Genomic DNA, 23,015 nt, shown 5'->3' with positions numbered 1-23,015 from the left:
GTGCTCACGGCCTCCCGTTCTGTTCGGGTGTCGCTGGCGCAGGTGTGCGGCCGAGGAAGCGGTTGCGGGTCTCGGCCCAGATCGCGAGGCAATCGGTGTTGTTGGCCGCAGCTTCGCCCATCTGCTGGCAGCGGCGCTGCCCCTCGCGCAAGGGATCGACCGGAGGCTGGAGCGAGGGAGCGGAAGGCGCCGGGACGGAGACGTCCTCGCGGGTCATCTCGATGATGGTCGCCGTGATGGCCACGGCGACAAATACGATGGCCGCGATCCGTGCCAGCACCTTCCCGTCCATGACTTCCCCTCCCGGCTCAGTTGAACATTCGCGCGTTGCCGGGCTGGTAGCCGGACCCCGGGGTCAGGAAGCGCTCGCGCTGGATGCGTCCCTGTTCGGCTGCGGTGGCGCGTTCGGCCTCGGTCAAGGCGTCCGCCCGGCCATTGGCCGAGATCACCGCGATCAGGTCGGAAAGCTGCTGCGACTGGAGGGCGAGAAGCTGGTTGCCAGCCTGGGTTGCCTGAAGCGCACCGGTCGCGCCCTGGCTCTGGCCGACAAGTGCAGACATTTCGGCGCGGTTGCTGTCGATATTGCCGACGACGCCGGCCTGCACCCGCATAGCGTCCTGCAAGCCGCCGACCGTGTTTTCCCAGCGGGACCGAGCATTCGCTATGAGCTGCTGATCGGTGGCTGTGAGGGACAGGTTGCCATAGTCCTGCTGGAACATCTGGTCGATGTTCTGAACGTCGAACGCAATGTTCTGGGCCTGCCCGAGAAGCTGCTGGGTCCGCTGGACGTTCTGCTGAAGCGCCTGAAGCGAGCTGTGAGGCAGGCTCGCGAGATTGCGGGCCTGATTGATCAGCATCTGCGCCTCGTTCTGAAGCGAGGTGATCTGGTTGTTGATCTGCTCCAGCGTACGGGCGGCGGTCAGCAGGTTCTCCGCGTGGTTGGTCGGATCATAGACGATCCTGCCGAATCCGCCAAAGAAGGCATTGGCCGGGGTGATGAAGACCGGCGCGAGCGCCAGCGGCGCGGCGAGCGAAAGGGCGAGCGCCGAAGCGCTGGCCATGCGGGAAATCTGGGTCTTTGTGCGCGTCATGGGGTAATTTCCTCTTCTTCCAGGGTGAACTCGAACGCGTCGTCATCGAAAATGACGGACGGCAGATCCTCGCTTTCGGTCGCGAGATTGCTGAGGTCGGGGATGAGATCGGCCGCCCATTCGACATCGCGCGCCCGCAGCCAGGCGGCGAGGAACCCGTCACGGCCATGCTCGGTGAGGATTTCGGCAATGAGTGCCTGATCGGATTTGGCGGACGCGGCGCAGAGCGCGAGGCCGACTTCGGACAGGCCCAGCTCGAACAGGCGATTGCCGCGCCGCGACTGGCAGTAGTAATCCCGCTTGGGCGTGGCCCGGGCCAAGATTTCAATCTGCCTGTCGTTCAAGCCGAACCGGCGATAGATCTCCGTGATCTGCGGCTCGACGGCGCGCTCGTTCGGCAGCAAGAGCCGCGTCGGGCAGCTTTCGATGATGGCCGGGGCGATGGCGGAATTGTCGATGTCGGACAGCGACTGCGTGGCGAAGATGACGGAGGCGTTTTTTTTGCGCAGGGTCTTGAGCCATTCCCGCAACTGATCCGCGAACCCCTTGTCGTCCAGCGCGAGCCAGCCTTCGTCGATGATGAGCAGCGTCGGACGGCCATCAAGCCGGTCGCCGATGCGATGAAACAGGTAGGACAGGACAGCGGGCGCCGCGCCAGTGCCGACCAGGCCCTCGATCTCGAACGCCTGCACGTCGGCTGAGCCGAGATGCTCGGCCTCGGCATCGAGAAGGCGTCCATAGGGGCCGCCGACACAATAGGAGCGCAGCGCCTGCTTGAGGTCATTGGACTGAAGCAGCACGGCAAGGCCGGTGATGGTGCGTTCGCCGACCGGGGCGGAAGCCAGCGAGGTCAGCGCCGTCCAGAGATGTTCCTTCACCTCGGGCGTGATCTGGATGTTCTCGCGCATCAGGATAGCGACGATCCAGTCGGCGGCCCAGGCCCGCTCGGCCGTCTCGTGGATGCGGGCCAGCGGTTGCAGCGAAACCGAGGTCTCGGTCGCATCGGTCAGTTCACCGCCGAGATCGTGCCAGTCGCCGCCCATGGCCAGAGCGGAGGCGCGGATGCTGCCACCAAAATCGAAGGCAAAAACCTGCGATCCCGCATAGCGGCGGAACTGCAAGGCCATCAGCGCCAGCAACACCGACTTGCCCGCGCCGGTCGGGCCGACGACGAGGGTATGGCCCACGTCGCCGACATGAAGGGAGAGCCGGAACGGCGTCGATCCTTCGGTCCTGCCATACAGCAGCGGGGGCGAGCTGAAGTGATCGTCCCGTTCCGGCCCCGCCCACACGGCGCTTGAGGGAACCATGTGGGCAAGGTTGAGCGTCGAGACCGGAGGCTGACGAACATTCGCATAGGCATGTCCGGGCAAGCTGCCGAGCCAGGCGTCGACGGCATTGACCGTCTCGACCATGACACTGAAGTCGCGGGACTGGATGATCTTCTCGACCAGCCGCAGCTTTTCGTCGGCGCCGCGGGCGTCCTCGTCCCAGACCGTGACGGTCGCCGTGACATAGGCCATGCCGGCCATGTCGGCGCCGAGTTCCTGCAACGCCATGTCCGCGTCAGCCGCCTTGTTCGCGGCATCGGTGTCCACGAGCGCGGATTGCTCGTTGGTCATCACCTCCTTGATGATCGCCGCAATGCTCTTGCGCTTCGCGAACCATTGCCGCCTGATCTTCGTCAGCAGCCGCGTCGCGTCGGTCTTGTCCATGAGGATGGCGCGGGTGGACCAGCGATAGGGAAAGGCCAGCCGGTTCATCTCGTCGAGCAGGCCGGGGGTGGTCGTGCTCGGGAAGCCTGTGATCGTCAGCACCCGGAGATGTTGATTGCCCAGGCGCGGCTCCAGGCCGCCGGTCAGCGGCTGATCGGCCAGCAGCGCATCGAGATAGACCGGAGTTTCCGGCACGCAGACACGATGCCGATTGGTCGAGATGGTGGAGTGCAGGTAGGTCAGCGTCCCGGCGTCATCGAGCCAGCGGCATTCCGGCATGAAGCCGTCGAGCAGCGCCAACACGCGATCGGTGCGGTCGATAAAGCCGCGCACCAGTTCCCAGGGATTGACGCCCGAGGTTTCGCGGCCCTCGTAGAGCCAGGACTCGGAGCGGGCGGCATCCTCGGCGGGCGGGAGCCACAGGAAGGTCAGGAAGTAGCCCGAGACGAAGTGGCTGCCTTCCTCCTCGAAATCGGCCTTCCGCTCGGCATCGACCAGCGCGGAGGCCGGATCGGGGAACTGGCTGGCGGGATAGGTCGCGGCTTCCGACCGCTGCGCCTCGACAAAGATCGCCCAGCCCGAGCCGAGACGGCGGAAGGCGTTGTTCAGCCGTCCGGCCACAGCGACCAGCTCGGCCGCGACGGCGCTGTCGAGATCGGGACCGCGAAACTTGGCGGTCCTCTGGAACGAACCGTCCTTGTTGAGGACAACCCCCTCCCCGACCAGCGCGACCCAAGGTAGATAGTCCGCGAGGCGGGATGCGGTGCGGCGGTACTCTGCAAGGTTCATCATGGCTCGTGCCTCACACCGAGAGATGGCCGGGGATACGCAGATGGCGGCGCGCGACCTCGACGAAGAGCGGATCGCGCTTGGCTGCCCAGACGGCGGCGATATGGCCTACCGCCCAGATCAGGATGCCGGCGAGCCAGAGCTGAAGACCGAGGCCGACGGCCCCGGCCAGCGTACCGTTCAGGATCGCGACGGAGCGCGGCGCCCCGCCGAGCAGGATCGGCTCGGTCAGGGCGCGATGGACCGGAACGGAAAAGCCCCGCACCGTGTCGAGCGCCTCAAAACTCACCGCCATCAGACCAGCGCCCCGCCGCCGAAGGAGAAGAAACTGAGGAAGAAGGAGCTGGCGGCGAAGGCGATGGAAATGCCGAAGACGATCTGGATCAGACGGCGAAATCCGCCGCCGGTATCGCCAAAGGCCAGCGTCAATCCGGTGACGATGATGATGATCACCGCGACGATCTTCGCCACTGGGCCCTCGACGGATTGCAGAATGGACTCGAGCGGGGCCTCCCATGGCATGGAAGAGCCGGAGGCCCAGGCCGGGGACGTCGTGAGGCTCACCCAGGCGAAGGCCGATGCGGTTGCGATATGGTGGCGGATACGGAAGGCACGACGGATCATGCAGGTTCTCCAGTGTTGTGAGCGGTGTCTGGTTCTGAGAAAGCGGGGGAAATCCGGTAGTCGCCGTCCGGCCCGATCCCTTCGACGCGGGCAAGCTCGGCCAGGCGGCGCGCAGCCCCGCGACCTGCGAGGACGGCCACGAGGTTGATGGTCTCCGCGATCATCGCGCGGGGGACGGTGACGACGGCTTCCTGGATGAGCTGTTCGAGGCGGCGCAGCGCGCCGATGCCGGAACCGGCATGGATGGTGCCGATGCCGCCGGGATGCCCGGTGCCCCAGGCTTTGAGGAGATCGAGCGCCTCGGCGCCGCGCACCTCGCCGATGGGGATACGATCCGGACGCAGGCGCAGCGAAGACCGCACCAGTTCCGACAGAGTGGCGATGCCATCCTTGGTCCGCATCGCCACCAGATTAGGCGCGGCGCATTGCAGTTCGCGGGTGTCCTCGATGATGACGACACGATCCTGTGTCTTCGCTACCTCGGCGAGCAGCGCATTGGTCAGCGTGGTCTTGCCGGTGCTGGTGCCGCCTGCAACGAGGATGTTGGCGCGGGAAGAAACGGCCGCGCGGAGCGTTTCCGCCTGATCGGCGGACATGATGCCGGCGGCCACATAGTCATCAAGGGTGAATACGGCGACCGCGGGCTTGCGGATGGCGAAGGCGGGCGCGGACACGACCGGCGGCAGCAACCCCTCGAAGCGCTCGCCGGTTTCGGGCAGTTCGGCCGAGACGCGCGGGCTGCGCGCATGGACTTCGACGCCGACATGGTGGGCGACCAGCCGCACGATGCGCTCGCCGTCAGCGGCGGACAGTATCTCGCCTGTATCGGCCAGCCCTTCGGACAGCCGGTCCACCCAGATGCGTCCGTCGGGGTTCAGCATGACCTCGACGACAGACGGGTCTTGCAGCAAGGTTGAGATGGCAGGTCCGAGCGCTGTCCGGAGCATGCGCGCGCCGCGGTCCACATTTGCCTGTTTGTGGTTGATGCCTGCCATCTCGTCCCCGTTCCACCGGGGAGGCGAGAGACGATCCCCGGATGGGGATCACTAAAAGAGACACAAAACAGGTCGTTTCAACAAGTTTCGGTCGTCGTAGTAGTGTGGGATAAAATTACAGGAGAACGGCGGTGTGTCTGAGCAGTCGGATGATCCGCAGGCACACCGGCATGCTCTCGACTGATTCGACTGGCTCGTGGCGTCAGGCCGCCTCGCCGGGACCGAGCCGGCGTTCGCCCCAGGTGGTCCGCTCTCGGAAATCATGTCGCAAGTGGCTTAGCACTTGCGATAAAGACTTGTGAAACGAAAAGCCGCGACTTTCCGGGTGCAGCCGATCTATTGCGGGTTTCAGGAATTGCGCGAGATTGACGCGTGCGCGCTCCATCTATAAGCAATAATTTCAACAAAACATGAAACGTTGAAATGATATGGACGAAAACGACGCGCTCGCGGGCTTCGCCGCGCTCTCTCACGAGGACCGCTTGCGGATAATCCGCATGTTGGTCGTCGCCGGCGCTGACGGCATGGCCGCTGGTGCCATCGCCGGCGCGCTCGATAATGCGCCGCCGTCGCGCGTCTCCTTCCATCTCAAGGAACTGGAGCGTGCCGGACTCGTGCAGGGGCGGCGAGATGGCAAGTCGATCATCTACAGCGCCAACTGGCCGGCGCTCTCCGATCTCGTCGCCTTTCTCATGCACGACTGCTGCGAGGGCCACTGCAAATATTGCGATCAAGCGATTGCCCTATTCGCAAAATGCGAGGGTCGCCCAACCGGGCCGATCTGCTGCGACTAGAACTGGCCGTGCAAAAAATCCTCGCTTTCGTTGAAAACAACCTTCTGCTGCTGACCGTCGCGACGGCCGCGCTCGGCCTGCTGGTGCCTTCGGTCGGAATCATCCTTGAAAGCGGCATAAGCCCGCTTTTGGCCCTGCTGATGCTAGTCATCAGCCTGACCTTTGACGCTCATGCCGTAAAGCTGGTTTTCCGGAAGCCGAGCCGGCAGCTTTGGGCGCTTGGCCTCGTCTATGGTCCCATGTCGCTCGCCGGATGGCTCACCGGGCGGCTGTTCTTCGGCTCTGGGCCGCTGGCCGCCGGTCAAACCCTTGTCGGCACTCTGCCGACTGACGTTTCCGCTCCGTTGCTGGTCCTGCTCGCACGCGGCAATGTCGCCCTCGCGGCGGTCCTCAATGCGGTCAACACAGTGCTTTCGCCCTTCATCGTGCCGATCCTGTTCCTGCTTCTCACCGGAATCGAGCTGCAAGTTCCCATCGGGGCGGTCATCATGGAATTAGTGCTGATCGTGGTGCTGCCGACCGTGATCGGGGTCTACCTACGCACGCGATACCCGGAAGCGGTCGGCCGACACGATGGCCTCTATCCCTCTCTTGGTTCGGTGCTCTACCTGCTCCTGCTTCTGGCGGTCGTGGGTCCAAACGCCGAAACAATCCTCGGCTATGGCTGGTTCGCCCTCCTAATCGCGCTGGCCGCGCTCACGCTGAACCTGATCGGCTATGCGGTCGGGTCCATCGCAAAAGTCTTTGTGGCCGACCGGCAAGAGCTGATCGCCTACCTGTTCACGGTGAGCAAAAAGGAGTTCTCCATTGCGGCGGCGTTCGTAGCGGCGTCCGGGTTGCCCTCGGAAATCGCCGTGCCTGCCGCCTTCTTCGCTGTGATCCAGATGATTACGTCACCGATCGCCGCAAAGATTTTGGCATCGAGAGGCCCGGCGCTGCGGTGAGCAGTCATTAGGTTCTGGCTGGCAGCGGAGACAGGCTCTCTATTATCCTACAATCTGCGACCAGCCCGCATCCACACTGGTCTATCATCCTGTCCAGTTCCGACTTGAGCGCAGTTAGGTCTTCGATTTTTCGCTCGACTTCCTTCCGGTGCTCCTTTGCGATCGCATCAATCGCCGCGCAGGACTGCGAACGATCGTCGGCCAGCTTGAGAAACTCCCTGATCTGATCGAGCGAGAAACCAAGCTCGCGCGCACGCCTGATGAAGCTGAGGCGGTTGAGGTGGCCCGGCTCATATGCACGGTAGTTGCCATCGGTACGCGAGGGTGCGGGCAGGAGACCGTTCTTCTCGTAGAACCGGATCGTCTCGACCTTGGTCCCCGTTCGTCTAGCCAATTGGCCGATCATCAGAATTCTGTCGTTCATCTCTTGACCCTATAGTGACTACAGGGTCTATCTACAATGTCACATCGGGAAAGTCGAGGTGACATCATGGCGGCAGCGAACCCTTACAGACTGCGCGTAGAAGGCATGGACTGCGCCTCTTGCGCGTTGAAAATTGAAACGGCGATGCAACGCTTGCCGGGCGTTAGCGACATCAATGTCAGCTACGCCAACGAGACGCTTGCATTGCAACTCGATGAAGACCGTACGGCCCTCGGCACCATTGAGCAAAAGATCCGATCGCTCGGCTACACACCAGTGATCGAGCAGACCGAGGCAAAGGCGAGCCCACCTCGGAAACGCATCACAGAGGCATGGTGGAAAGGCAACAAGGGTCGGCTTGTGCTCCTTACCGGCGCGTTGTTCATCCTTGCCTTCGCCCTCGCGCGTGTCCTGCCCGAATCGGAGCAATGGCTATACTCAGGCGCTGCATTGATCAGCGTCATCCCGTTTGCGAGGCGGGCGGTCGCCGGCGCGATGTCAGGCTCACCCTTCACCATCGAGACGTTGATGACGGTCGCGGCACTCGGCGCGGTCGCCATTGGCGAGGCCGAAGAAGCTGCTGTCGTGATCTTCCTGTTCGCAGTGGGCGAATTGCTTGAAACGGTCGCGGCGGGCCGTGCGCGTGCTGGCATCGAGGCGCTGATCGATCTGGTGCCCCGCGTCGCATTCCGCGAACGTGATGGTGCCGTTGAGAAGATCGACGCCGAAGATCTGGCCATCGGCGATGTCGTGGTCGTTCGGCCAGGGGACCGTGTGCCGTCTGACGGCACGGTGATTGACGGTGTATCTGAGGTCGATGAGGCGCCCGTGACAGGCGAATCCGTGCCCGTGCTGAAAGAAGCCAGCGCAAACGTCTATGCCGGCAGCATCAACGCCAATGGAGAGCTGCGCGTAGCGATCAGCCATGTCGCGGCCGACAACACCATCGCCCGCATTATCCACATGGTCGAGGAAGCCCAGGAATCAAAAGCCCCAACGGCGCGTATGATCGACCGTTTCAGCCGCTGGTATACGCCGGGCGCGATGGTCGTCGCGGCTCTGATTGTTGTCGTGCCGCCGCTCGCCTTCGGCGGTGACTGGATGACATGGGTGTATCGGGGTCTCGCGACGTTGCTGATTGCTTGTCCCTGCGCGCTCGTGATTTCCACACCGGCGGCTATTGCCTCGGGTCTTGCCGCCGGTGCGCGTCAGGGACTGTTGATCAAGGGCGGCGCGGCGCTGGAAACACTTGGCAAGGTCGTAACCGTTGCCTTCGACAAGACGGGAACGCTGACGCGTGGCCATCCCCAAGTGACGGACATTGTGCCGATCAACGGTGATGAGAACTCCGTCCTTGCCACCGCAGCGGCCGTCGAGCGCAGCACCAGCCATCCTCTCGGGATTGCAATCGTGGAGGCGGCAAAGGTGCGGGGGCTCGAACTGCCCGCCACCTTCGGGGGCGGCGTTGCCACACCTGGCAAAGCGGTCACAGCGCGGTTGAAGGACGGCTTCGCTTCGGTCGGGTCTCCCCGTCACGCCGCCGAACAAACGGGCCTCGAAGAGGGCATCGTTGAGACGATCACCGAGCTGGAGAGCCAGGGCAAGACGGTCGTCGTGCTTATGAAGGACAAGACCATCGAGGGATTGATCGCATTGCGCGACGAGCCGCGCGACGACGCTATCGAAGGTGTGAAGCGGCTGACAGATCGCGGCGTGCGCCCTCTGATGCTGACGGGCGACAACAAGCGCACGGCCGACGCCATCGCGGCTCATCTTGGCCTTGAGGCGAGCGCCGAACTTCTGCCCGACGCCAAGCTCGCCGAGATCGGCCGCCTCAGGGCTGATGGACCGATTGCCATGGTGGGAGACGGTATCAACGACGCTCCGGCGCTCGCTGCTGCCTCCGTTGGCGTTGCCATGGGTGCGGGCACCGACGTTGCTCTGGAGACCGCCGATGCCGCGCTGCTAAGAAACCGGGTGACAGGTATCGCTGATCTCATCGGATTGTCGCAGGCGACGCTCGGCAATATCTGGCTGAATATCGCAATAGCGCTTGGTCTGAAGGCTGTCTTCCTCGTGACCACTTTATTCGGCATTACCACACTCTGGATGGCGATCCTCGCCGATACGGGCGCTACGGTCCTCGTTACAGCCAATGCGCTGCGCCTGCTGACCTGGCGCGGCACCCGCGACAAATGAGCTTGAACAGTGCGCACATGCAGGTCGCGGCTTCCACTTCTCGCCAAGAAAGCCGAGGTGTAATTTATGAGTAATCAGTCCCAGGGCAGTGCCAATTCATCCGAGAAGAGCGAACAATGGGCGCTCGCATGGGTACTTGCGATCAATACTGCCCAAGCAGCCATTGTGGGAGGATTAGGGTGGTGGGCTCAGTCAACAGGATTGATGGGCTCTGCGCTCGATAATCTTGGCGATGCAGGTGTCTACGCCATCAGCCTTTTTGTCGTAGGGCGCGGACTGGTGGCGAAGGTTCGCGTTGCGCGGCTGTCGGGTATGCTGCTGATATTATTCGCCGGTTTGCTTCTGTTTGAGGTCGGCCGACGCTTCTTCACTGGCTCCGATCCGATCGGGCCGGTCATGATCGCCGTGGCGATCGCGAGCGCCCTGACGAATATGGTCTGTATGTGGTTCCTGAAATCTCATCGGGAAAGCGGCGTGCATCTGCAAGCCTCATGGATTTTTACGACAAACGACATGCTGGTGAACTCGGCGATCGCTGTTTCTGGTCTTGCAGTAATTCTTTTCAATTCGCCTTATCCGGATCTGATCATTGGCTTGGGTGTGGTTGTAGTCGTTGTCAGAAGCGGCTTCGAAATCCTTGAGAAGGCCGGCGAAGCTGGAAAAGGAGAAAAGGAACATGACTAGTTTGCGAGCCCTATCCGCCGCCTTCCTTGCCTTTGCAGTGTCGATCTCTCCTGCTGTGGGTCACGACTTCCAAGCTGGTTCGATCACCATCAATCACCCGTGGTCACGCGCGACTCCGCCGGTCACGCCGGTAGCCGGCGGCTATCTCACGCTGACGAACGATGGCGACATTGCCGACCGCCTGATCTCGATCTCATCACCCCTGTCAGACCGGGTGGAGATCCACGAGTCGACCGTGAGCGACGGGGTTGCCAGCATGAGACCAGTGCAAATTGGCATCGAAATTGGAGCTGGCGAGACCGTCGAGCTTCAACCTGGCGGTATGCACATCATGTTCTTGAAGCCATCGCGCCCTTTGAAGGATGGGGAGCGGTTTGGCGCGACTCTTGTGTTCGAGCAGGCCGGTGCCATCGACGTTGAGTTCGCTGTGCAGAACATGGGTGCTCGTCCGGCATCTGCGAACGAGCATGACGGGCACGGGGAGCCCGCCCAATGAGCGGCGTCAAACTTTTCCGACTCGTTGCATGGGTCTCCGTCGCCGTTGTCGGCGGGCTTTTCATCGGCCTGTCCGTATCCAAGCCTTGGCAACAGCAAACCGTGACGGTCGCGTCCTCGACAGGCACGGCAGCCATCGGCGGCCCGTTCCAACTCACATCCCATCGAGGCGAGACGATCGACAATGCTGCGCTGGCCGGAAAGCCTTATCTCGCCTTCTTCGGCTTCACCCATTGTCCCGATGTGTGCCCGACGACGCTCTATGAATTGAGCGATCTCATGAACGAGCTCGGGCCGGTGGCCGACCAGTTCAACGTCCTGTTCTTCACCGTCGATCCCGAACGGGACACACAAGAATTGCTTGCTCAGTACATGACAGCCTTTGATAATCGCATCCTCGCACTGCGGGGCAATCGACAGGAAACGGACGCTGTGGTGAAGGCCTTTGCGGCCTATGCGCGAAAAGTGCCTCTGGAAGGGGGCGAATACACAATGGATCATACCGCCGGCGTTTACCTGATGGATGCCGAGAGCCAATTCGTCGGCACGCTCGACATGCACGAGCCGCGTGAGATTCGATTGCAGAAGCTCCGCCGCCTGGCGGGCGAGATTGGCTGATGGAGTTCTCCAGTATCGGAATAGCGACGGCTTTCGCCGCAGGCGTCGTATCCTTCCTGTCGCCCTGCGTTCTGCCGCTGGTGCCGGGCTATATCTCCTACGTCGCAGGCCGCACGATTAGCCCGGATGGCACTGCGGCCGATGCCGAATTCAAGGCGGCAAGCCGAACTCTCGGCCTCAGCCTCTGCTTCGTGCTCGGCTTTACGACCGTGTTCGTCCTCCTTGGGGCCAGCGCAACCGTGTTGAGCCGGCTCCTGCGCATGTATCTTTTCGAAGCGAACCTGATCGGAGGCGTGATCGTCGTCCTCTTCGGTCTGTTCACGACAGGTCTCGTACCAATGCCCTGGCTCAATCGTGAAGCGCGGTTCCATGCCAATCCGGGCAGCGGAAGCGCCGGGGCGGCTTATCTCCTCGGTCTCGCTTTCGCGTTCGGCTGGACTCCCTGCATCGGACCAGTGCTGGGCGCGATTCTGACCCTGTCCGCCGCCAACGCCACGGTCGCAAGCGGAACGACGCTACTCGCCGTCTACTCGCTCGGCCTTGGCCTCCCTTTCATCTTGGCCGCTTTGTTCATGCGCGGGTTCATGGCCCGGATGATGTCGATGCGCCGTACTGGCCGGGTGCTCAAAATCGTCGCTGGTGGGGTGATGGTGGTGATGGGCATCGCCATGATCACCGGCCATCTAACCAGCTTTGCGATATGGCTGCTCCAGACGTTCCCGGCCCTCGGTCGGATCGGCTAAGCCGGAGTTTAAAGGACATTTGGACATGCTCAGACTCGGCCTCCCCCTCGCCCTTGGCGGATTTTTCTTTGATCAGGCGACGAAGTGGTGGGTCCTGAACCATGTTATGAACCCGCCTCAGGTCATCCCCGTCACCGGCTTCTTTAATCTCGTGCTCGGCTTCAATACCGGCGTGAGCTTCGGATTGTTCGGCCAAGCGCCGGCTTGGCTCCTGATGGCGTTCACGCTCGCAATAGTCGCCGGCCTCCTTATCTGGATCCATCGAAGCGACAGCCGCCTGACGGCATCCGCCCTCGGGCTCGTGATTGGGGGGGCGCTCGGCAATCTGCTCGACCGGCTCCGGCAGGGTGCCGTGACGGATTTCCTGGATTTTTACATTGGCAGCTATCATTGGCCCGCCTTCAACCTTGCCGACGTGGCGATTGTTTGTGGGGTCGGGCTTTTGCTGGTGGAGAGCGTTCTGGCACGAGGCAAAACAAAGGCTGCATGAACAGAAGCCCTCGCCAGCTATCCGAAACTATCGCCGCAAAATTCCCGGAACCTGCAACGTAGCGGGCTTTAGAAGTAGTGCGACATGGCAATGGCTCGGGCGGGCTCAGCCGCAGCAGGCAGACGCTCTCGTCTGCTGCGCGCGATGCCTCGGCTTGCAGATTGCGGAACGTGGGCTGAGACGCACAATCGTCCGGTCTTTCTCGATCTCGATTCCGGCCCCGTCATAGACCTGCATCGGCTTACCGGGCCGGCTCACCTCCCATGTCAACCGCACGTCCGTGTCAAGCTGGACCCTGCTGCCGACCTTTCCCAAGATTGACCGGAACTTGGCGACGGTCATCGGCATGCTGCCTTCGGTCGGGGGGAATATCCTCGACCTGCAAGACCGTCTCCCGCCACGCATCGGGATTGCCGCCGCAATCGAGCGTGACGAAGGAACCGGCCTTGACCTCCGTGATGTGATAGCCGGCCTGCACCTGCTGCCCGTCGCCATAGGCGAGCACAAGAGCCTTGTCGGCATGGCCCTCCAATATATCGAGGATCGCCCCGAGCGAGGCATCATCAGGAAATTCTGTAATTGAGGGGCTGGCGTGAGCGTTCATGTCCGTGTATCCATGATTCAATTACTCTTGAGATGTTGAGGCATACATGAACGAAAAGCAAGCCCTCTCCGCGTTCGCGGCGCTCTCGCAGGAAACCCGCCTGCGCATCGTGCGCTTGCTGGTCACGGCCGGGCCGGAAGGGATGCCGGCCGGCGCGATCGGGGAAGCGATGGACGGCGCATCGTCGTCGCGCATGTCCTTCCACCTGAGCCACCTTGAACAAGCCGACCTCATCGAGTCGCGGCGCGACGGGCGCTCGATCATCTACAGCGCCTCCTATCCGGCGCTGTCCGGCCTGCTCGAATTTCTCATGCGCGATTGCTGCCAAGGCCACCCGGACGTGTGCAACCCGGCAGTCGCCGCGCTGTCCTGCTGCGAACCGACGAAAGGCGTCACCCATGCCTGAGCCTATGACCAATCACTCCGATAGAATCTTCAACGTGCTGTTTCTTTGCACCGGAAATTCCGCCCGCTCGATCCTCGCCGAAAGCATCTTGAACAAGGATGGTGCGGGTCGCTTCCGGGCCTACTCGGCTGGAAGCCAGCCCAAAGGCGAAGTAAACCCGCTCGCCCTGAAGGTACTCGAAAGCTACGACTACCCGGCTGAAGGCTTCCGATCGAAAGGATGGGAAGAATTCTCCGGGCCGGTAATGGATTTCGTGTTCACCGTTTGCGACAACGCGGCCGGCGAAGCCTGCCCGGTCTGGCCGGGCCAGCCGATGACCGCGCATTGGGGTATCGAAGACCCTGCCGCCGTCGAGGGCACCGAGATTCAGCGCATGGCCGCTTTTGTCACGGCGTTTCGCTACATGAAAAATCGGATTTCAGTCTTCGTGGCCTTGCCCGTCGCCAGCCTCGATAAATCGTCGCTCAAGGTGAAGCTCAACGAAATCGGTCAATCCGAAGGGGCAACCTGGCCCCGCTCTGGCGCGGCGTGAGGCAATCCATGGATGTCATTATCTACCACAATCCCGATTGCGGCACCTCGCGCAATACGCTCGGCCTGATCCGCAATTCCGGCGTCGAACCGCATATCATCGAATATCTGAAAACCCCGCCCTCACGGGCGCTGCTCGTGCAACTCATCGAGCGCGCCAGCCTGACGGTCCGCTCAATCTTGCGGGAGAAAGGAACGCCCTATGCCGACCTCGGCCTTGGCGATCCAGAATTGAGCGATGACGCATTGCTCGACGCCATGATGGCGCACCCGATCCTCATCAATCGCCCCCTCGTCGTCACCCCCAAAGGGGTCAAGCTCTGCCGACCGTCCGAAGCCGTTCTTGATCTGCTGCCCCCACAACGGGGCGAGTTCGTGAAAGAGGACGGCGAGCGGATCATTGACGAACATGGACGGCACGTCGCTTCCGCCTGACTTTCAGCCTGTGATTGGAGAATACCGATGGCTTCCCTCAAGCCAGCTTCCCGCCTTGGTTTCCTCGACCGCTATCTGACGGTGTGGATTTTCGCCGCGATGGCGCTCGGCGTCGTGCTTGGCACGATATTCACCGGCTTGCCGGAAGCTCTTAACGCCATGTCGGTCGGCACGACCAACATACCGATCGCCATCGGCCTGATCCTGATGATGTATCCGCCGCTCGCCAAGGTCCGCTACGAAGAACTGCACCGGGTCTTTTCCGACAAGCGGGTGCTGATCCTCTCGCTGGTGCAAAACTGGATCATCGGCCCGACATTGATGTTCGCCCTGGCGGTGATCTTCCTGCGCGACCACCCGGAATACATGACAGGACTGATCCTGATCGGACTCGCCCGCTGCATCGCTATGGTGCTGGTCTGGAACCAACTCGCGCGCGGCGACAATCAATATGTCGCCGGTCTGGTTGCCTTCAACTCGATATTCCAGATTCTGTTCTTCTCCACCTATGCGTGGTTTTTCCTTTCCGTCTTGCCGCCCCTCTTCGGCCTTGAGGGCAGCGTCATAGACGTGAGCTTCTGGACCATTACCGAAGCGGTGCTGATCTATCTCGGCATTCCCTTCCTCGCCGGGTTCCTGACGCGCCGCATCCTCATCGCTCGCAAAGGCGCGGGCTGGTATGAGCACGAATTTCTGCCGCGCATCAGCCCGATAACGCTAGCCGCGCTGCTGTTCACCATTGTCGCCATGTTCAGCCTCAAGGGCGCGGACGTGGTGTCGCTGCCTCTCGATGTCCTGCGCATAGCCATTCCCCTGGCGCTTTATTTCGTCATCCAGTTCCTCATCAGCTTCGCGATGGGCCGGCTGATCGAGGCGGATTATCCGCGCACCACGGCCATCGCCTTCACCGCTGCCGGCAATAATTTCGAGTTGGCCATCGCGGTCGCCATCGCGGCATTCGGTCTCGCATCGCCGGTGGCCTTCGCCGCCGTCATCGGCCCGCTCGTGGAAGTGCCCGCACTGATCCTGCTTGTCCATGTCGCGCTCAGGCTCGGCGCGAAGTGGTTTCCCGAGAAGGGGACGCCCGTTGCCGTTCCGGCCGAGGCCAAGCCATGACGGTTTCCGACCTTCCTAATGTGGTCCGCGCGGTGCTCGACAGCCCATCGGCTGAACGCCTACGAACGACGCCCTCTGCTCATCCGCCGCGCATTCTCCTGCTCTACGGCTCGTTGCGTGAACGCTCCTATAGCAAGCTGCTCACGCTCGAAGCCGAACGGCTCCTCAACCACTTCGGCGCGGAAACCCGTGTGTTCGATCCGCACGGCCTGCCGCTGCCTGATGGTGCGCCCGTTGATCATCCGAAGGTGCAGGAGCTTCGGAAACTGTCGCAATGGTCAGAAGGGCAGGTCTGGACCAGCCCAGAACGCCACGGTGCCATGAGCGGAATCCTCAAAGCGCAAATCGACTGGATACCGCTCGCGATCGGCGCAGTTCGCCCAACGCAAGGCCGAACATTGGCGGTAATGCAGGTCTCCGGCGGCTCGCAGAGTTTCAACGCCGTCAACCAACTTCGCGTCCTCGGCCGCTGGATGCGGATGATCACCATCCCCAACCAGTCCTCGGTCGCCAAGGCATATCAGGAGTTCGACGAAGCGGGTCGAATGAAGCCTTCATCCTATTACGACCGGGTGGTCGATGTGATGGAGGAACTGGTGAAGTTCACGCTTCTGACCCGCGACGTCGCTCCCTACCTCACCGATCGCTACAGCGAACGCAAGGAAACGGCCGATAAGCTGGACGAGCGCATGGCGCTCAAGCGCGTCCGGTGATGACGAACCTGCCGGCGCATACAGGTATGTCATCTGGGCCAAGAAGGTGGCCCGTCATCTCCGCGCTCGGCATCGTACAGATATTTGCATGGGGCAGCTCCTATTACCTGCTCGCCGTTCTCGCCGCCCCGATCGCGGCCGATACGGGTTGGCCGCTTTCATGGATCGTCGGCGCTCTCTCCATTGGCCTGCTCGCGGCCGGCGTCGTTTCCCCGCGCGTGGGTGACGCCATTGGCCAGCACGGCGGGCGTCCCATCCTAGCTCTGGCTTGCCTGCTGCTGGCGGCGGGTCTCGTCGTCCTTGCGGCTGCGCCGTCCCTATGGGTATTCGTCGCCGGATGGATCGTGCTCGGTATCGGCATGGGGGCCGGCCTTTATGATGCGGCATTTGCCACGCTCGGGGGCTATTATGGCCGTTCCGCGCGATCCGCCATCACTACACTGACCTTGTGGGGCGGCTTCGCAAGCACGGTCTGCTGGCCGCTCTCGGCCTTGTTTCTGGAGCATCTTGGATGGCGCGGGGCCTGCATGGCCTATGCCGGCATTCATCTCGCGATCTGCCTGCCGCTCGTGCTGCTGGTCCTTCCGAGCAACGGCAAGCCCAGGCCGATCGGTGGCAAAGACCAAGCTCCTGCGATCAAGCTGCGCGACCATGAACGTCGGGCCTATCTGATCATGATGGCGATCGTGGTGCTGGCCGGATTGGGCGTCACCATCATATCGGTGCATCTGCTGACCCTGTTGCAGCAACGCGGGCTGTCGCTGGGCGAAGCTGTAGCCCTCGGCGCGCTGATAGGCCCGGCCCAAGTCGCCGGCCGAATTGGCGAAATGGCGAGCGGGGGGAGGCATCATCCCTTCTGGACGCTCGCGGCCGCCTCCGTCCTGAGCGCGGCAGGGGTGACGATGCTCGCGGCAGGTTTTCCCATCATCGGCCTGTCGCTCATCCTCTACGGGGCCGGCAATGGCATCTTCTCGATCGCCAAGGGTGCGCTCCCGCTCGCCCTGTTCGGACCTTCCCGCTATGCGCCGATCATGGGGCGGCTTGCCCGGCCCAGTCTCGTCGCCCAAGCTGCCGGCCCAACCGTGGGTGCGATCCTGCTTTCGGTCGGGGGCACCGATCAAACTCTTGTGGCGCTGGCAGCTCTCGCCATCGCCAATCTCGCCCTCGTCGCGCTGTTATGGGGGCCGATCAAAGGAGAAGCGGGAAGCAACGATAAGTTTTGAGAAGCCGTCACGAAGATCCCTGATTTTTGTAGCAGGTCAGGCCAACGTTGAATTTTCAGGGGAATTTCTGTCGCAAATGTCGCGTGCGAAAGTCAAAATTGTGCGACTGATTTTTGCGACACGTCGCGGCCCGGAATCCGGGCCGCAATGGATTACCGCTCTTCCCGCTGCTGTGGTGCTGGACCGATTGTAGCGGGTTCCCCTTCGATGATGCGGATCGGCACGCCCAAAGCAGCCGAAAGGGATGCTTCGCTGCCACCGGCAAGCTCTGTTCCGGGGAGAACCGTAAGAACCACATATCCGGTGCGCTCATCGACATATCCGCCGTAGCCATCGGGAAGAACGCGCGTAATCATCTGGCGGTCATCCAACGCGGCGACCAGTTGATCGACGGTATGGGATGCGCCTGTCAGGACTTCGACACGCACCCGATCTTCGCCCAATTGGTACTGAAGCGTGCTCGCATCCCGGTCTCCCGTTAGCCTGACGACGACATGGAAATCGGGCTCGCGCTCGATGAAGATACCGGCGATACGGTCGCGGAAACGCTCCTGTAGGGCGGCCGAAAGCGGGCCGGTGTCCGGCTCCATCTCATGCGAGGGGATTTCAGGAACATAGTTCTCAGGCAACCCGGCCGGTCTTGCGGGGTCGGGCGTCTCCGCGCCTGCCACGGATGCTGCCGCGACAAACACCGTTGCGCCAAAAGCCCCCGCCCATACCCTATTCATTTGTGGTTTTGCCGCGTGCTTCGAAGAGCGCGGCCTTGTCTTCCGCGGGGCTGATGAAACCGTCGCCATCGGTGTCGATCTGGTCGAAGACTTCATCGGTCATGTTCGGATTCCCGGCTTTCGCCTCTTCCCGGCTCAGCTTGCCGTCGCCATCCGTGTCGCCCGCGTCCCATTCGGCCTGCCATGCGGCTTCGTCAAAATCTGCGGGTGGTTCCGTCTGGGCGAAGGCAGGGACGGCGAGACCGATGGCGAACAGGCTGGCAATGGCAAGTCTCAAGGCTGTTCCTCCAAAGTCGAGTGAATATACAGCCATCACCTTAGGATATTTCGCGAAAATCCCAAAGACCGCGACAGTCGCGAAGGCTGCTTCCGGCCGATCCTTGTTACTGCTCAGCCAACCGGGAGCGGGAACTCGTGTCAACGACTAAGGCGGCCGAATTCAACTCTCTGATCCGTCCATATCCTCCGAAACCTCCTGCCGGAGCTTCGGTCCCTGTGCGAGGCGGCGGCCAAGCGCGGTGATGAACGCCTCGTATCGCTCCGCCGATTTGGCCTTTGCGGCCTTTGCCGCCGGCTCAGGCAAGGCCGGTGTGGTGTTGATCCAGAAGCGGATGAAGACCGCCAGGCTTTCGACGGCGATGCCGACGTCTCGTTCAAGTCGGTCCATGCGGCGATCGAGTCGATCGAGGCGCTTGGCGATTATGGCCTCTCGACGTTCGGCATCGTCGGGAGACAGGAAGGAGGCGATGGCCGCCTCGCCGATCATCGACTGCGACCGATCCCGCCGCGCGGCAAACTCGGTCAGGGCTTTTTCGACATCGGGGTCCAGATAGACGGTGAGTTTTTTCTTCTTCCGGTGATTGGCCATGGCGCTACAACTCCATGCCGTCGTTCGGGTCCATGGCAACCTGTCGGGCAATGCCCTGCACCTGCCGAACCATGCGCCGGTTCTGGGCGGCGTCTTCATCGACGTCATCGGGCAGCGCGATCTCGAACTCGTTCTCGATCGGCTTTTTCTTCTCCACGGGCTTTACGCGGCTGAGTTCAGGTTGCAACCGGCGTTCGGATTCAGTCGGATCTTCGCCATCGGTCCTCTGGTCATCGTGATCCGTGGCGCCTTCCGGTCGCGCCGGGATCGGAAGCGTGGTCCAGTCGTCAGGCCGCGTTTCTTCGGGACCTTTCAATTCAGGCGGTGACAGTACGCGCTCCCGAAACCGGGCATCCTCGTAGTAGCGCGCCTTCGTCGCCCGGATCGGGGGGATACCCGCCACCATGACGATCTCCTCGTGTGGGGGAAGCTGCATGATTTCGCCCGGCGTCAGCAACTGGCGCGCCGTTTCCGAGCGCGAGACCATGAGATGCCCGAGCCAGGGCGACAGCCGGTGCCCGGCGTAGTTTTTCATGGCTTTCATCTCGGTGGCGGTGCCGAGGGCATCGGAAACACGTTTCGCGGTGCGCTCGTCGTTGGTGGCGAAGCTGACCCGGACATGGCAGTTGTCGAGAATCGAGTTGTTCGGGCCATAGGCTTTCTCGATCTGGTTCAACGACTGCGCGATCAGGAACGATTTCAGGCCGTACCCTGCCATGAAAGCCAGCGCTGTCTCGAAGAAATCGAGCCTGCCGAGCGCCGGAAACTCGTCGAGCATCAGCAACAGGCGGTGCCGGCCGGCATTCGCCTGCAGATCCTCGGTCAGGCGGCGACCGATCTGATTGAGCAGCAATCGCATCAGCGGCTTGGTGCGGTTGATGTCGGAGGGCGGCACGACGAGATAAAGCGTGGTCGGTTGATCGTCTCCCACAATGTCCCTGATGCGCCAGTCCGAGCGGCGCGTGACCTCGGCCACGACCGGATCGCGATACAGGCCGAGGAACGACATCGCCGTCGACAGGACGCCGCTCCGCTCGTTCTCGGACTTGTTGCGCAACTCCCGCGCCGCACTGGCCACGACCGGATGCGGCCCTGCTTCGCCCAGATGCGCGGTCTTCATCATGGCGCGCAACGTAGAATCCACCGGGCGCTTCGGATCGGACAGGAATTTGGCCACACCTGCCAGGGTCTTGTCGGGTTCGGCATAAAGCACATGCAGGATGGCGCCGACGAGGAGGCTATGGGAGGTCTTTTCCCAATGGTTGCGCTTGTCGAGACTGCCTTCCGGATCGACGAGGATGTCGGCGATGTTCTGGACATCCCGCACCTCCCACTCGCCGCGGCGCACCTCGAGCAGCGGATTGTAGGCGGAGGAGTTCGGGTTGGTCGGGTCGAAGAGCAACACCCGGCCGTGGCGTGAACGAAAGCCGGAGGTGAGTTGCCAGTTCTCGCCCTTGATATCGTGAACGATGGCCGAGCCCGGCCAGGTGAGGAGCGAGGGCACGACCAGGCCGACGCCTTTGCCCGAACGTGTCGGGGCAAAGCACAGGACATGCTCCGGGCCATCGTGCCGCAGATACTCGCGATCATACCGGCCGAGGACGACCCCATCGGGATCGAGCAGGCCCGCCGCCTTGATCTCTCCTTTCCCGGCCCATCGCGCCGAGCCATAGGTGGCGACGTTCTTCGCCTCGCGCGCCCGCCAGACGGACATGCCGATGGCGACCGCGATGGCGATGAAGCCGCCCGAGGCCGCGATGATCCCGCCCTTGGCGAAGATCGGCGGCGCATAGGCTTCATAGAAATACCACCACCAGAAGATCGCGGGCGGATAATAGATCGGGGTGCCGAACAGCACGAACCAGGACGGCCCGAGCTGCGCCTGATAGCCGAGGCTCCAGGCGACATACTGCGTCGCGCCCCAGGTGGTGGCGAGAATGATGAGGAAGACCACTGTGATCTGTCCCCAGAGAATCTTGGTCGCGGACATGGCGTAGTTCCTTTCCGATTGAGGCTAGAGACCGAGACCGCGCTTGCGCCCGAATTCCCAATCGACGCCGCCATCGTCGCGGGCGACGCCGGAGACGTGGCGGCCGATCTGCTTTTCGAGAGAGGGCGACCAGGGCACGAGCTGGAAGCCGAGGCCGTCGTCGATCATGGCGAAGCGGCCGGAGGCGAGCGCGAAACGCTGGCGATAAGAGCCGGCAACATATTCGCCGCTGGCGGCGCGCTCGAGGGACATGCCGGTCTCGGTCGCGAGCTTCTCGCCGAGACTGTCGAGTTCGCGTTGGCGCAAGGTGCTGAGCAGCCGGCGCGCGAAGACGACACGCCCGCCTTGCCGCTCGGCAAAGCCCTCGCCAATCAGATGCTCCGCGCGCTCGTCCAGGGCCTGACGGACCTCGGCGCCGAAACCGCTGTCCGAAAGAGAGATGGGTTCGCGCGCCACGGCCTGCCGGTCGAGCCAGGTCGCGCCTGTGGCGCCCACCTGTGCGCCAAGATCGAGATCGGCACGGACGGCGAGCGCGACGCGGCGCTGCCCCTGCGGGTCCTCCCAGGATCGCAGTTCAACGATGGAACCGGGCGGGCTGTCGCCGGCGGCGTCGAGATGCGGCAGCTTGATGTGGTGGGTGCGCCCGTCAACACCGTCGACCACGGCATAGGCCGTGCCTTTCAGTTCGTCGTCGAGGCCGCGCTCGACCAGGCGGCCGATGACGGGAACGTCGAGGCTTTCGCCGGCGAGGACATAGCTCGCCGAGCCGCGCTCGATGCCGCGTTCGGTCAGGGCGCGGTGCATACGCTTGATGATGTCGCCGCGCTCGCCCATCTCGCGCAGCACGGTCTCGGCTTCGGGCTTGATGAACCATTGCGCGTGCCCGACCTGTCCGGCCAGCCCGCGGATTTCGAGGGTGCGCAGCCGCCCCACCTTCAGCGCATGAAACTCGTCCGGCTTGCGGTCGGCGAGCGGGGCAAGGTCGATGATGCCGGACCTGCCGGCTTCGCGCACAAGCTGCCGGTCGAGCTGCGTCCAGCGTTCCGCCTCGACCTGCCGCTCCAGATTGCGGTGGAGCTCCAGATCGGTGCGGGGCCCGAGTTCCTGCGTGACAAGATCCTGCGCACGGGCGCGCATGCCCTCCTTGATGTAGTCGCGGGAAATCACGAGGTCCTGGCCGTCGTCGGCGCGGCCGCGCAGGATGACATGGATGTGGGGATTGTCGGTATTCCAGTGATCGACCGCCACCCAGTCGAGCTTTGTGCCGAGATCCTTCTCCATCTGCCCCATCACCTCGCGGGTGTGGGCTTTCAGGTCGGCCATATCCGGCGCGTCCTCGGGCGAGACAATGAAGCGGAAATGATGCCGGTCATCCTGGCAGCGCTCGGCGAAGGCACGTACGTCCATGTCGTCGCCTTCCGGGCCGAACATCCGCGCCTTTTCGTACTGCTGCCCATTGCTCACTTCGTTCGCGGCACGGGTCACGCCATCGCGGCGCAGGTAATCGAGGTGCGCGCCGAGCGGAGCCGAGCGCACCGTATGGCGAACCACGCGGGTCTTGATGACGACGATGCGCGAACGTCCGGTGAGAAGCCGGTTGGCCTGGATGCTGGCGCGCTGACCGCGCCCGAAGCGCGAGCGGTTGCCCGAGGTGATCTTGCCGGAGCGCGAGACGCGTCCGCCGGCCTTCTGGGCGGCAGCGAGAGCCTGGGCGATGAACGGCCGGGCCTGCTGCGCGCGGGTCGATCGGATGCGCCCAGGACGGATGCGGAACTCGCTGTCATCTGACATGGCGT

The 23,015-nt window shown here is 62.7% G+C and carries 27 protein-coding genes; 14 read left to right on the top strand and 13 right to left on the bottom strand.

Features of this window, described 5'->3' with window-relative positions:
• Nucleotides 1-4 precede the first annotated feature (4 nt).
• Genes trbK-alt through trbB form a run of 6 tightly spaced genes read right to left on the bottom strand, consistent with a single transcriptional unit; the run spans nt 5 to nt 5,214 of the window.
• Complete coding sequence (gene trbK-alt, locus ABWW28_RS22395) at nt 5-292, bottom strand: putative entry exclusion protein TrbK-alt (protein ID WP_122520923.1); 288 nt, start codon at nt 290-292, stop codon at nt 5-7.
• A 16-nt stretch (nt 293-308) separates the two neighbouring features.
• Nucleotides 309-1,091 (bottom strand): P-type conjugative transfer protein TrbJ, encoded by a 783-nt coding sequence (trbJ, locus tag ABWW28_RS22390; RefSeq protein WP_122520925.1) that lies wholly within the window; start codon nt 1,089-1,091, stop codon nt 309-311.
• A complete protein-coding gene (gene trbE, locus ABWW28_RS22385; RefSeq protein ID WP_353392189.1) occupies nt 1,088-3,598 on the bottom strand; it encodes a conjugal transfer protein TrbE in 2,511 nt (836 codons plus the stop codon). The genes trbJ and trbE overlap by 4 nt, the downstream gene beginning before the upstream one ends.
• Before the next feature lie 10 nt (nt 3,599-3,608).
• Nucleotides 3,609-3,890 carry a VirB3 family type IV secretion system protein gene (locus ABWW28_RS22380; RefSeq protein ID WP_122520929.1) on the bottom strand — a complete coding sequence of 94 codons (282 nt, stop codon included), beginning with the start codon at nt 3,888-3,890 and terminating at the stop codon, nt 3,609-3,611.
• Entirely contained in the window at nt 3,890-4,219 is a 330-nt protein-coding gene (locus tag ABWW28_RS22375) for a TrbC/VirB2 family type IV secretion system protein (RefSeq protein ID WP_122520931.1), read from the bottom strand. Before ABWW28_RS22375 ends, ABWW28_RS22380 begins: the two co-directional genes overlap by 1 nt.
• Nucleotides 4,216-5,214, bottom strand: a complete 999-nt coding sequence (trbB, locus tag ABWW28_RS22370; protein ID WP_122520933.1) for a P-type conjugative transfer ATPase TrbB — start codon at nt 5,212-5,214, stop codon at nt 4,216-4,218. Before trbB ends, ABWW28_RS22375 begins: the two co-directional genes overlap by 4 nt.
• A 428-nt stretch (nt 5,215-5,642) precedes the next feature.
• On the opposite strand from trbB, the gene ABWW28_RS22365 reads away from it, so the two are divergent.
• Complete coding sequence (locus tag ABWW28_RS22365; protein WP_122520935.1) at nt 5,643-6,008, top strand: ArsR/SmtB family transcription factor; 366 nt, start codon at nt 5,643-5,645, stop codon at nt 6,006-6,008.
• 8 nt (nt 6,009-6,016) lie between these two features.
• The gene (locus ABWW28_RS22360) at nt 6,017-6,952 is read left to right on the top strand and encodes a bile acid:sodium symporter family protein (RefSeq protein WP_122520937.1); all 936 of its coding nucleotides are present in this window, start codon (nt 6,017-6,019) and stop codon (nt 6,950-6,952) included.
• 7 nt (nt 6,953-6,959) lie between these two features.
• On the opposite strand, the gene ABWW28_RS22355 is transcribed toward ABWW28_RS22360, so the two are convergent.
• Nucleotides 6,960-7,376, bottom strand: coding sequence for a MerR family transcriptional regulator (locus tag ABWW28_RS22355; RefSeq protein WP_012092652.1), 417 nt, complete (start codon nt 7,374-7,376; stop codon nt 6,960-6,962).
• A gap of 66 nt (nt 7,377-7,442) precedes the next feature.
• Between ABWW28_RS22355 and ABWW28_RS22350 the strand changes: the two genes are divergently transcribed.
• The 6 genes from ABWW28_RS22350 (at nt 7,443) to lspA (ending at nt 12,605) form a co-directional block, all read left to right on the top strand.
• Nucleotides 7,443-9,575: a heavy metal translocating P-type ATPase gene (locus ABWW28_RS22350; protein ID WP_122520939.1), complete on the top strand. Its 2,133-nt coding sequence runs from the start codon at nt 7,443-7,445 to the stop codon at nt 9,573-9,575.
• Nucleotides 9,576-9,641: 66 nt separating this feature from the next.
• On the top strand, nt 9,642-10,259 hold the full coding sequence (locus tag ABWW28_RS22345) for a cation efflux transmembrane domain-containing protein (RefSeq protein ID WP_122520941.1): 618 nt from the start codon (nt 9,642-9,644) through the stop codon (nt 10,257-10,259).
• Complete coding sequence (locus tag ABWW28_RS22340) at nt 10,252-10,755, top strand: copper chaperone PCu(A)C (protein ID WP_122520943.1); 504 nt, start codon at nt 10,252-10,254, stop codon at nt 10,753-10,755. The genes ABWW28_RS22345 and ABWW28_RS22340 overlap by 8 nt, the downstream gene beginning before the upstream one ends.
• Nucleotides 10,752-11,372, top strand: a complete 621-nt coding sequence (locus tag ABWW28_RS22335) for an SCO family protein (protein WP_122520945.1) — start codon at nt 10,752-10,754, stop codon at nt 11,370-11,372. Before ABWW28_RS22340 ends, ABWW28_RS22335 begins: the two co-directional genes overlap by 4 nt.
• Nucleotides 11,372-12,115 carry a cytochrome c biogenesis CcdA family protein gene (locus ABWW28_RS22330; protein WP_012092647.1) on the top strand — a complete coding sequence of 248 codons (744 nt, stop codon included), beginning with the start codon at nt 11,372-11,374 and terminating at the stop codon, nt 12,113-12,115. The genes ABWW28_RS22335 and ABWW28_RS22330 overlap by 1 nt, the downstream gene beginning before the upstream one ends.
• Nucleotides 12,116-12,140: 25 nt before the next feature.
• A complete protein-coding gene (lspA, locus tag ABWW28_RS22325; RefSeq protein ID WP_122520947.1) occupies nt 12,141-12,605 on the top strand; it encodes a signal peptidase II in 465 nt (154 codons plus the stop codon).
• 283 nt (nt 12,606-12,888) lie between these two features.
• Here lspA and ABWW28_RS22320 read toward each other — a convergent pair whose 3' ends face one another.
• On the bottom strand, nt 12,889-13,209 hold the full coding sequence (locus tag ABWW28_RS22320) for a DUF6428 family protein (RefSeq protein ID WP_206110630.1): 321 nt from the start codon (nt 13,207-13,209) through the stop codon (nt 12,889-12,891).
• Nucleotides 13,210-13,255: 46 nt separating this feature from the next.
• Here ABWW28_RS22320 and ABWW28_RS22315 point away from each other — a divergent pair, with 46 nt between their 5' ends.
• The 6 genes from ABWW28_RS22315 to ABWW28_RS22290 are packed head-to-tail and all read left to right on the top strand — an operon-like array spanning nt 13,256 to nt 17,633.
• Nucleotides 13,256-13,615: an ArsR/SmtB family transcription factor gene (locus ABWW28_RS22315; RefSeq protein WP_122520949.1), complete on the top strand. Its 360-nt coding sequence runs from the start codon at nt 13,256-13,258 to the stop codon at nt 13,613-13,615.
• A complete protein-coding gene (locus ABWW28_RS22310) occupies nt 13,608-14,147 on the top strand; it encodes an arsenate reductase ArsC (RefSeq protein ID WP_206110631.1) in 540 nt (179 codons plus the stop codon). The genes ABWW28_RS22315 and ABWW28_RS22310 overlap by 8 nt, the downstream gene beginning before the upstream one ends.
• An 8-nt stretch (nt 14,148-14,155) precedes the next feature.
• Nucleotides 14,156-14,581, top strand: coding sequence for an arsenate reductase (glutaredoxin) (gene arsC, locus ABWW28_RS22305; RefSeq protein WP_122520952.1), 426 nt, complete (start codon nt 14,156-14,158; stop codon nt 14,579-14,581).
• Between the two features lie 27 nt (nt 14,582-14,608).
• The gene (gene arsB / locus ABWW28_RS22300; RefSeq protein ID WP_012092641.1) at nt 14,609-15,697 is read left to right on the top strand and encodes an ACR3 family arsenite efflux transporter; all 1,089 of its coding nucleotides are present in this window, start codon (nt 14,609-14,611) and stop codon (nt 15,695-15,697) included.
• Complete coding sequence (gene arsH, locus ABWW28_RS22295; RefSeq protein WP_122520954.1) at nt 15,694-16,410, top strand: arsenical resistance protein ArsH; 717 nt, start codon at nt 15,694-15,696, stop codon at nt 16,408-16,410. Before arsB ends, arsH begins: the two co-directional genes overlap by 4 nt.
• Nucleotides 16,411-16,436: 26 nt before the next feature.
• A complete protein-coding gene (locus ABWW28_RS22290) occupies nt 16,437-17,633 on the top strand; it encodes an MFS transporter (RefSeq protein ID WP_122521534.1) in 1,197 nt (398 codons plus the stop codon).
• A 152-nt stretch (nt 17,634-17,785) separates the two neighbouring features.
• Here ABWW28_RS22290 and ABWW28_RS22285 read toward each other — a convergent pair whose 3' ends face one another.
• The 5 genes from ABWW28_RS22285 to ABWW28_RS22265 all read right to left on the bottom strand — a co-directional run bounded on the left by ABWW28_RS22285 (nt 17,786) and on the right by ABWW28_RS22265 (nt 23,010).
• Nucleotides 17,786-18,361, bottom strand: a complete 576-nt coding sequence (locus tag ABWW28_RS22285) for a hypothetical protein (protein ID WP_353392182.1) — start codon at nt 18,359-18,361, stop codon at nt 17,786-17,788.
• Nucleotides 18,354-18,638, bottom strand: a complete 285-nt coding sequence (locus ABWW28_RS22280; protein WP_036749074.1) for an EF-hand domain-containing protein — start codon at nt 18,636-18,638, stop codon at nt 18,354-18,356. The genes ABWW28_RS22285 and ABWW28_RS22280 overlap by 8 nt, the downstream gene beginning before the upstream one ends.
• 162 nt (nt 18,639-18,800) lie before the next feature.
• Nucleotides 18,801-19,229 (bottom strand): ribbon-helix-helix domain-containing protein, encoded by a 429-nt coding sequence (locus ABWW28_RS22275; RefSeq protein ID WP_122520958.1) that lies wholly within the window; start codon nt 19,227-19,229, stop codon nt 18,801-18,803.
• 4 nt (nt 19,230-19,233) lie between these two features.
• A complete protein-coding gene (locus tag ABWW28_RS22270) occupies nt 19,234-21,219 on the bottom strand; it encodes a conjugal transfer protein TraG (protein WP_122520960.1) in 1,986 nt (661 codons plus the stop codon).
• 24 nt (nt 21,220-21,243) lie between these two features.
• Nucleotides 21,244-23,010 carry a relaxase/mobilization nuclease domain-containing protein gene (locus tag ABWW28_RS22265; protein WP_122520962.1) on the bottom strand — a complete coding sequence of 589 codons (1,767 nt, stop codon included), beginning with the start codon at nt 23,008-23,010 and terminating at the stop codon, nt 21,244-21,246.
• Between the last annotated feature and the right edge of the window lie 5 nt (nt 23,011-23,015).

Source organism: Brucella sp. NBRC 14130 (assembly GCF_040371715.1).
GTDB lineage: Bacteria > Pseudomonadota > Alphaproteobacteria > Rhizobiales > Rhizobiaceae > Brucella > Brucella intermedia.
This window is presented reverse-complemented; position numbering and strand designations above follow the sequence as displayed.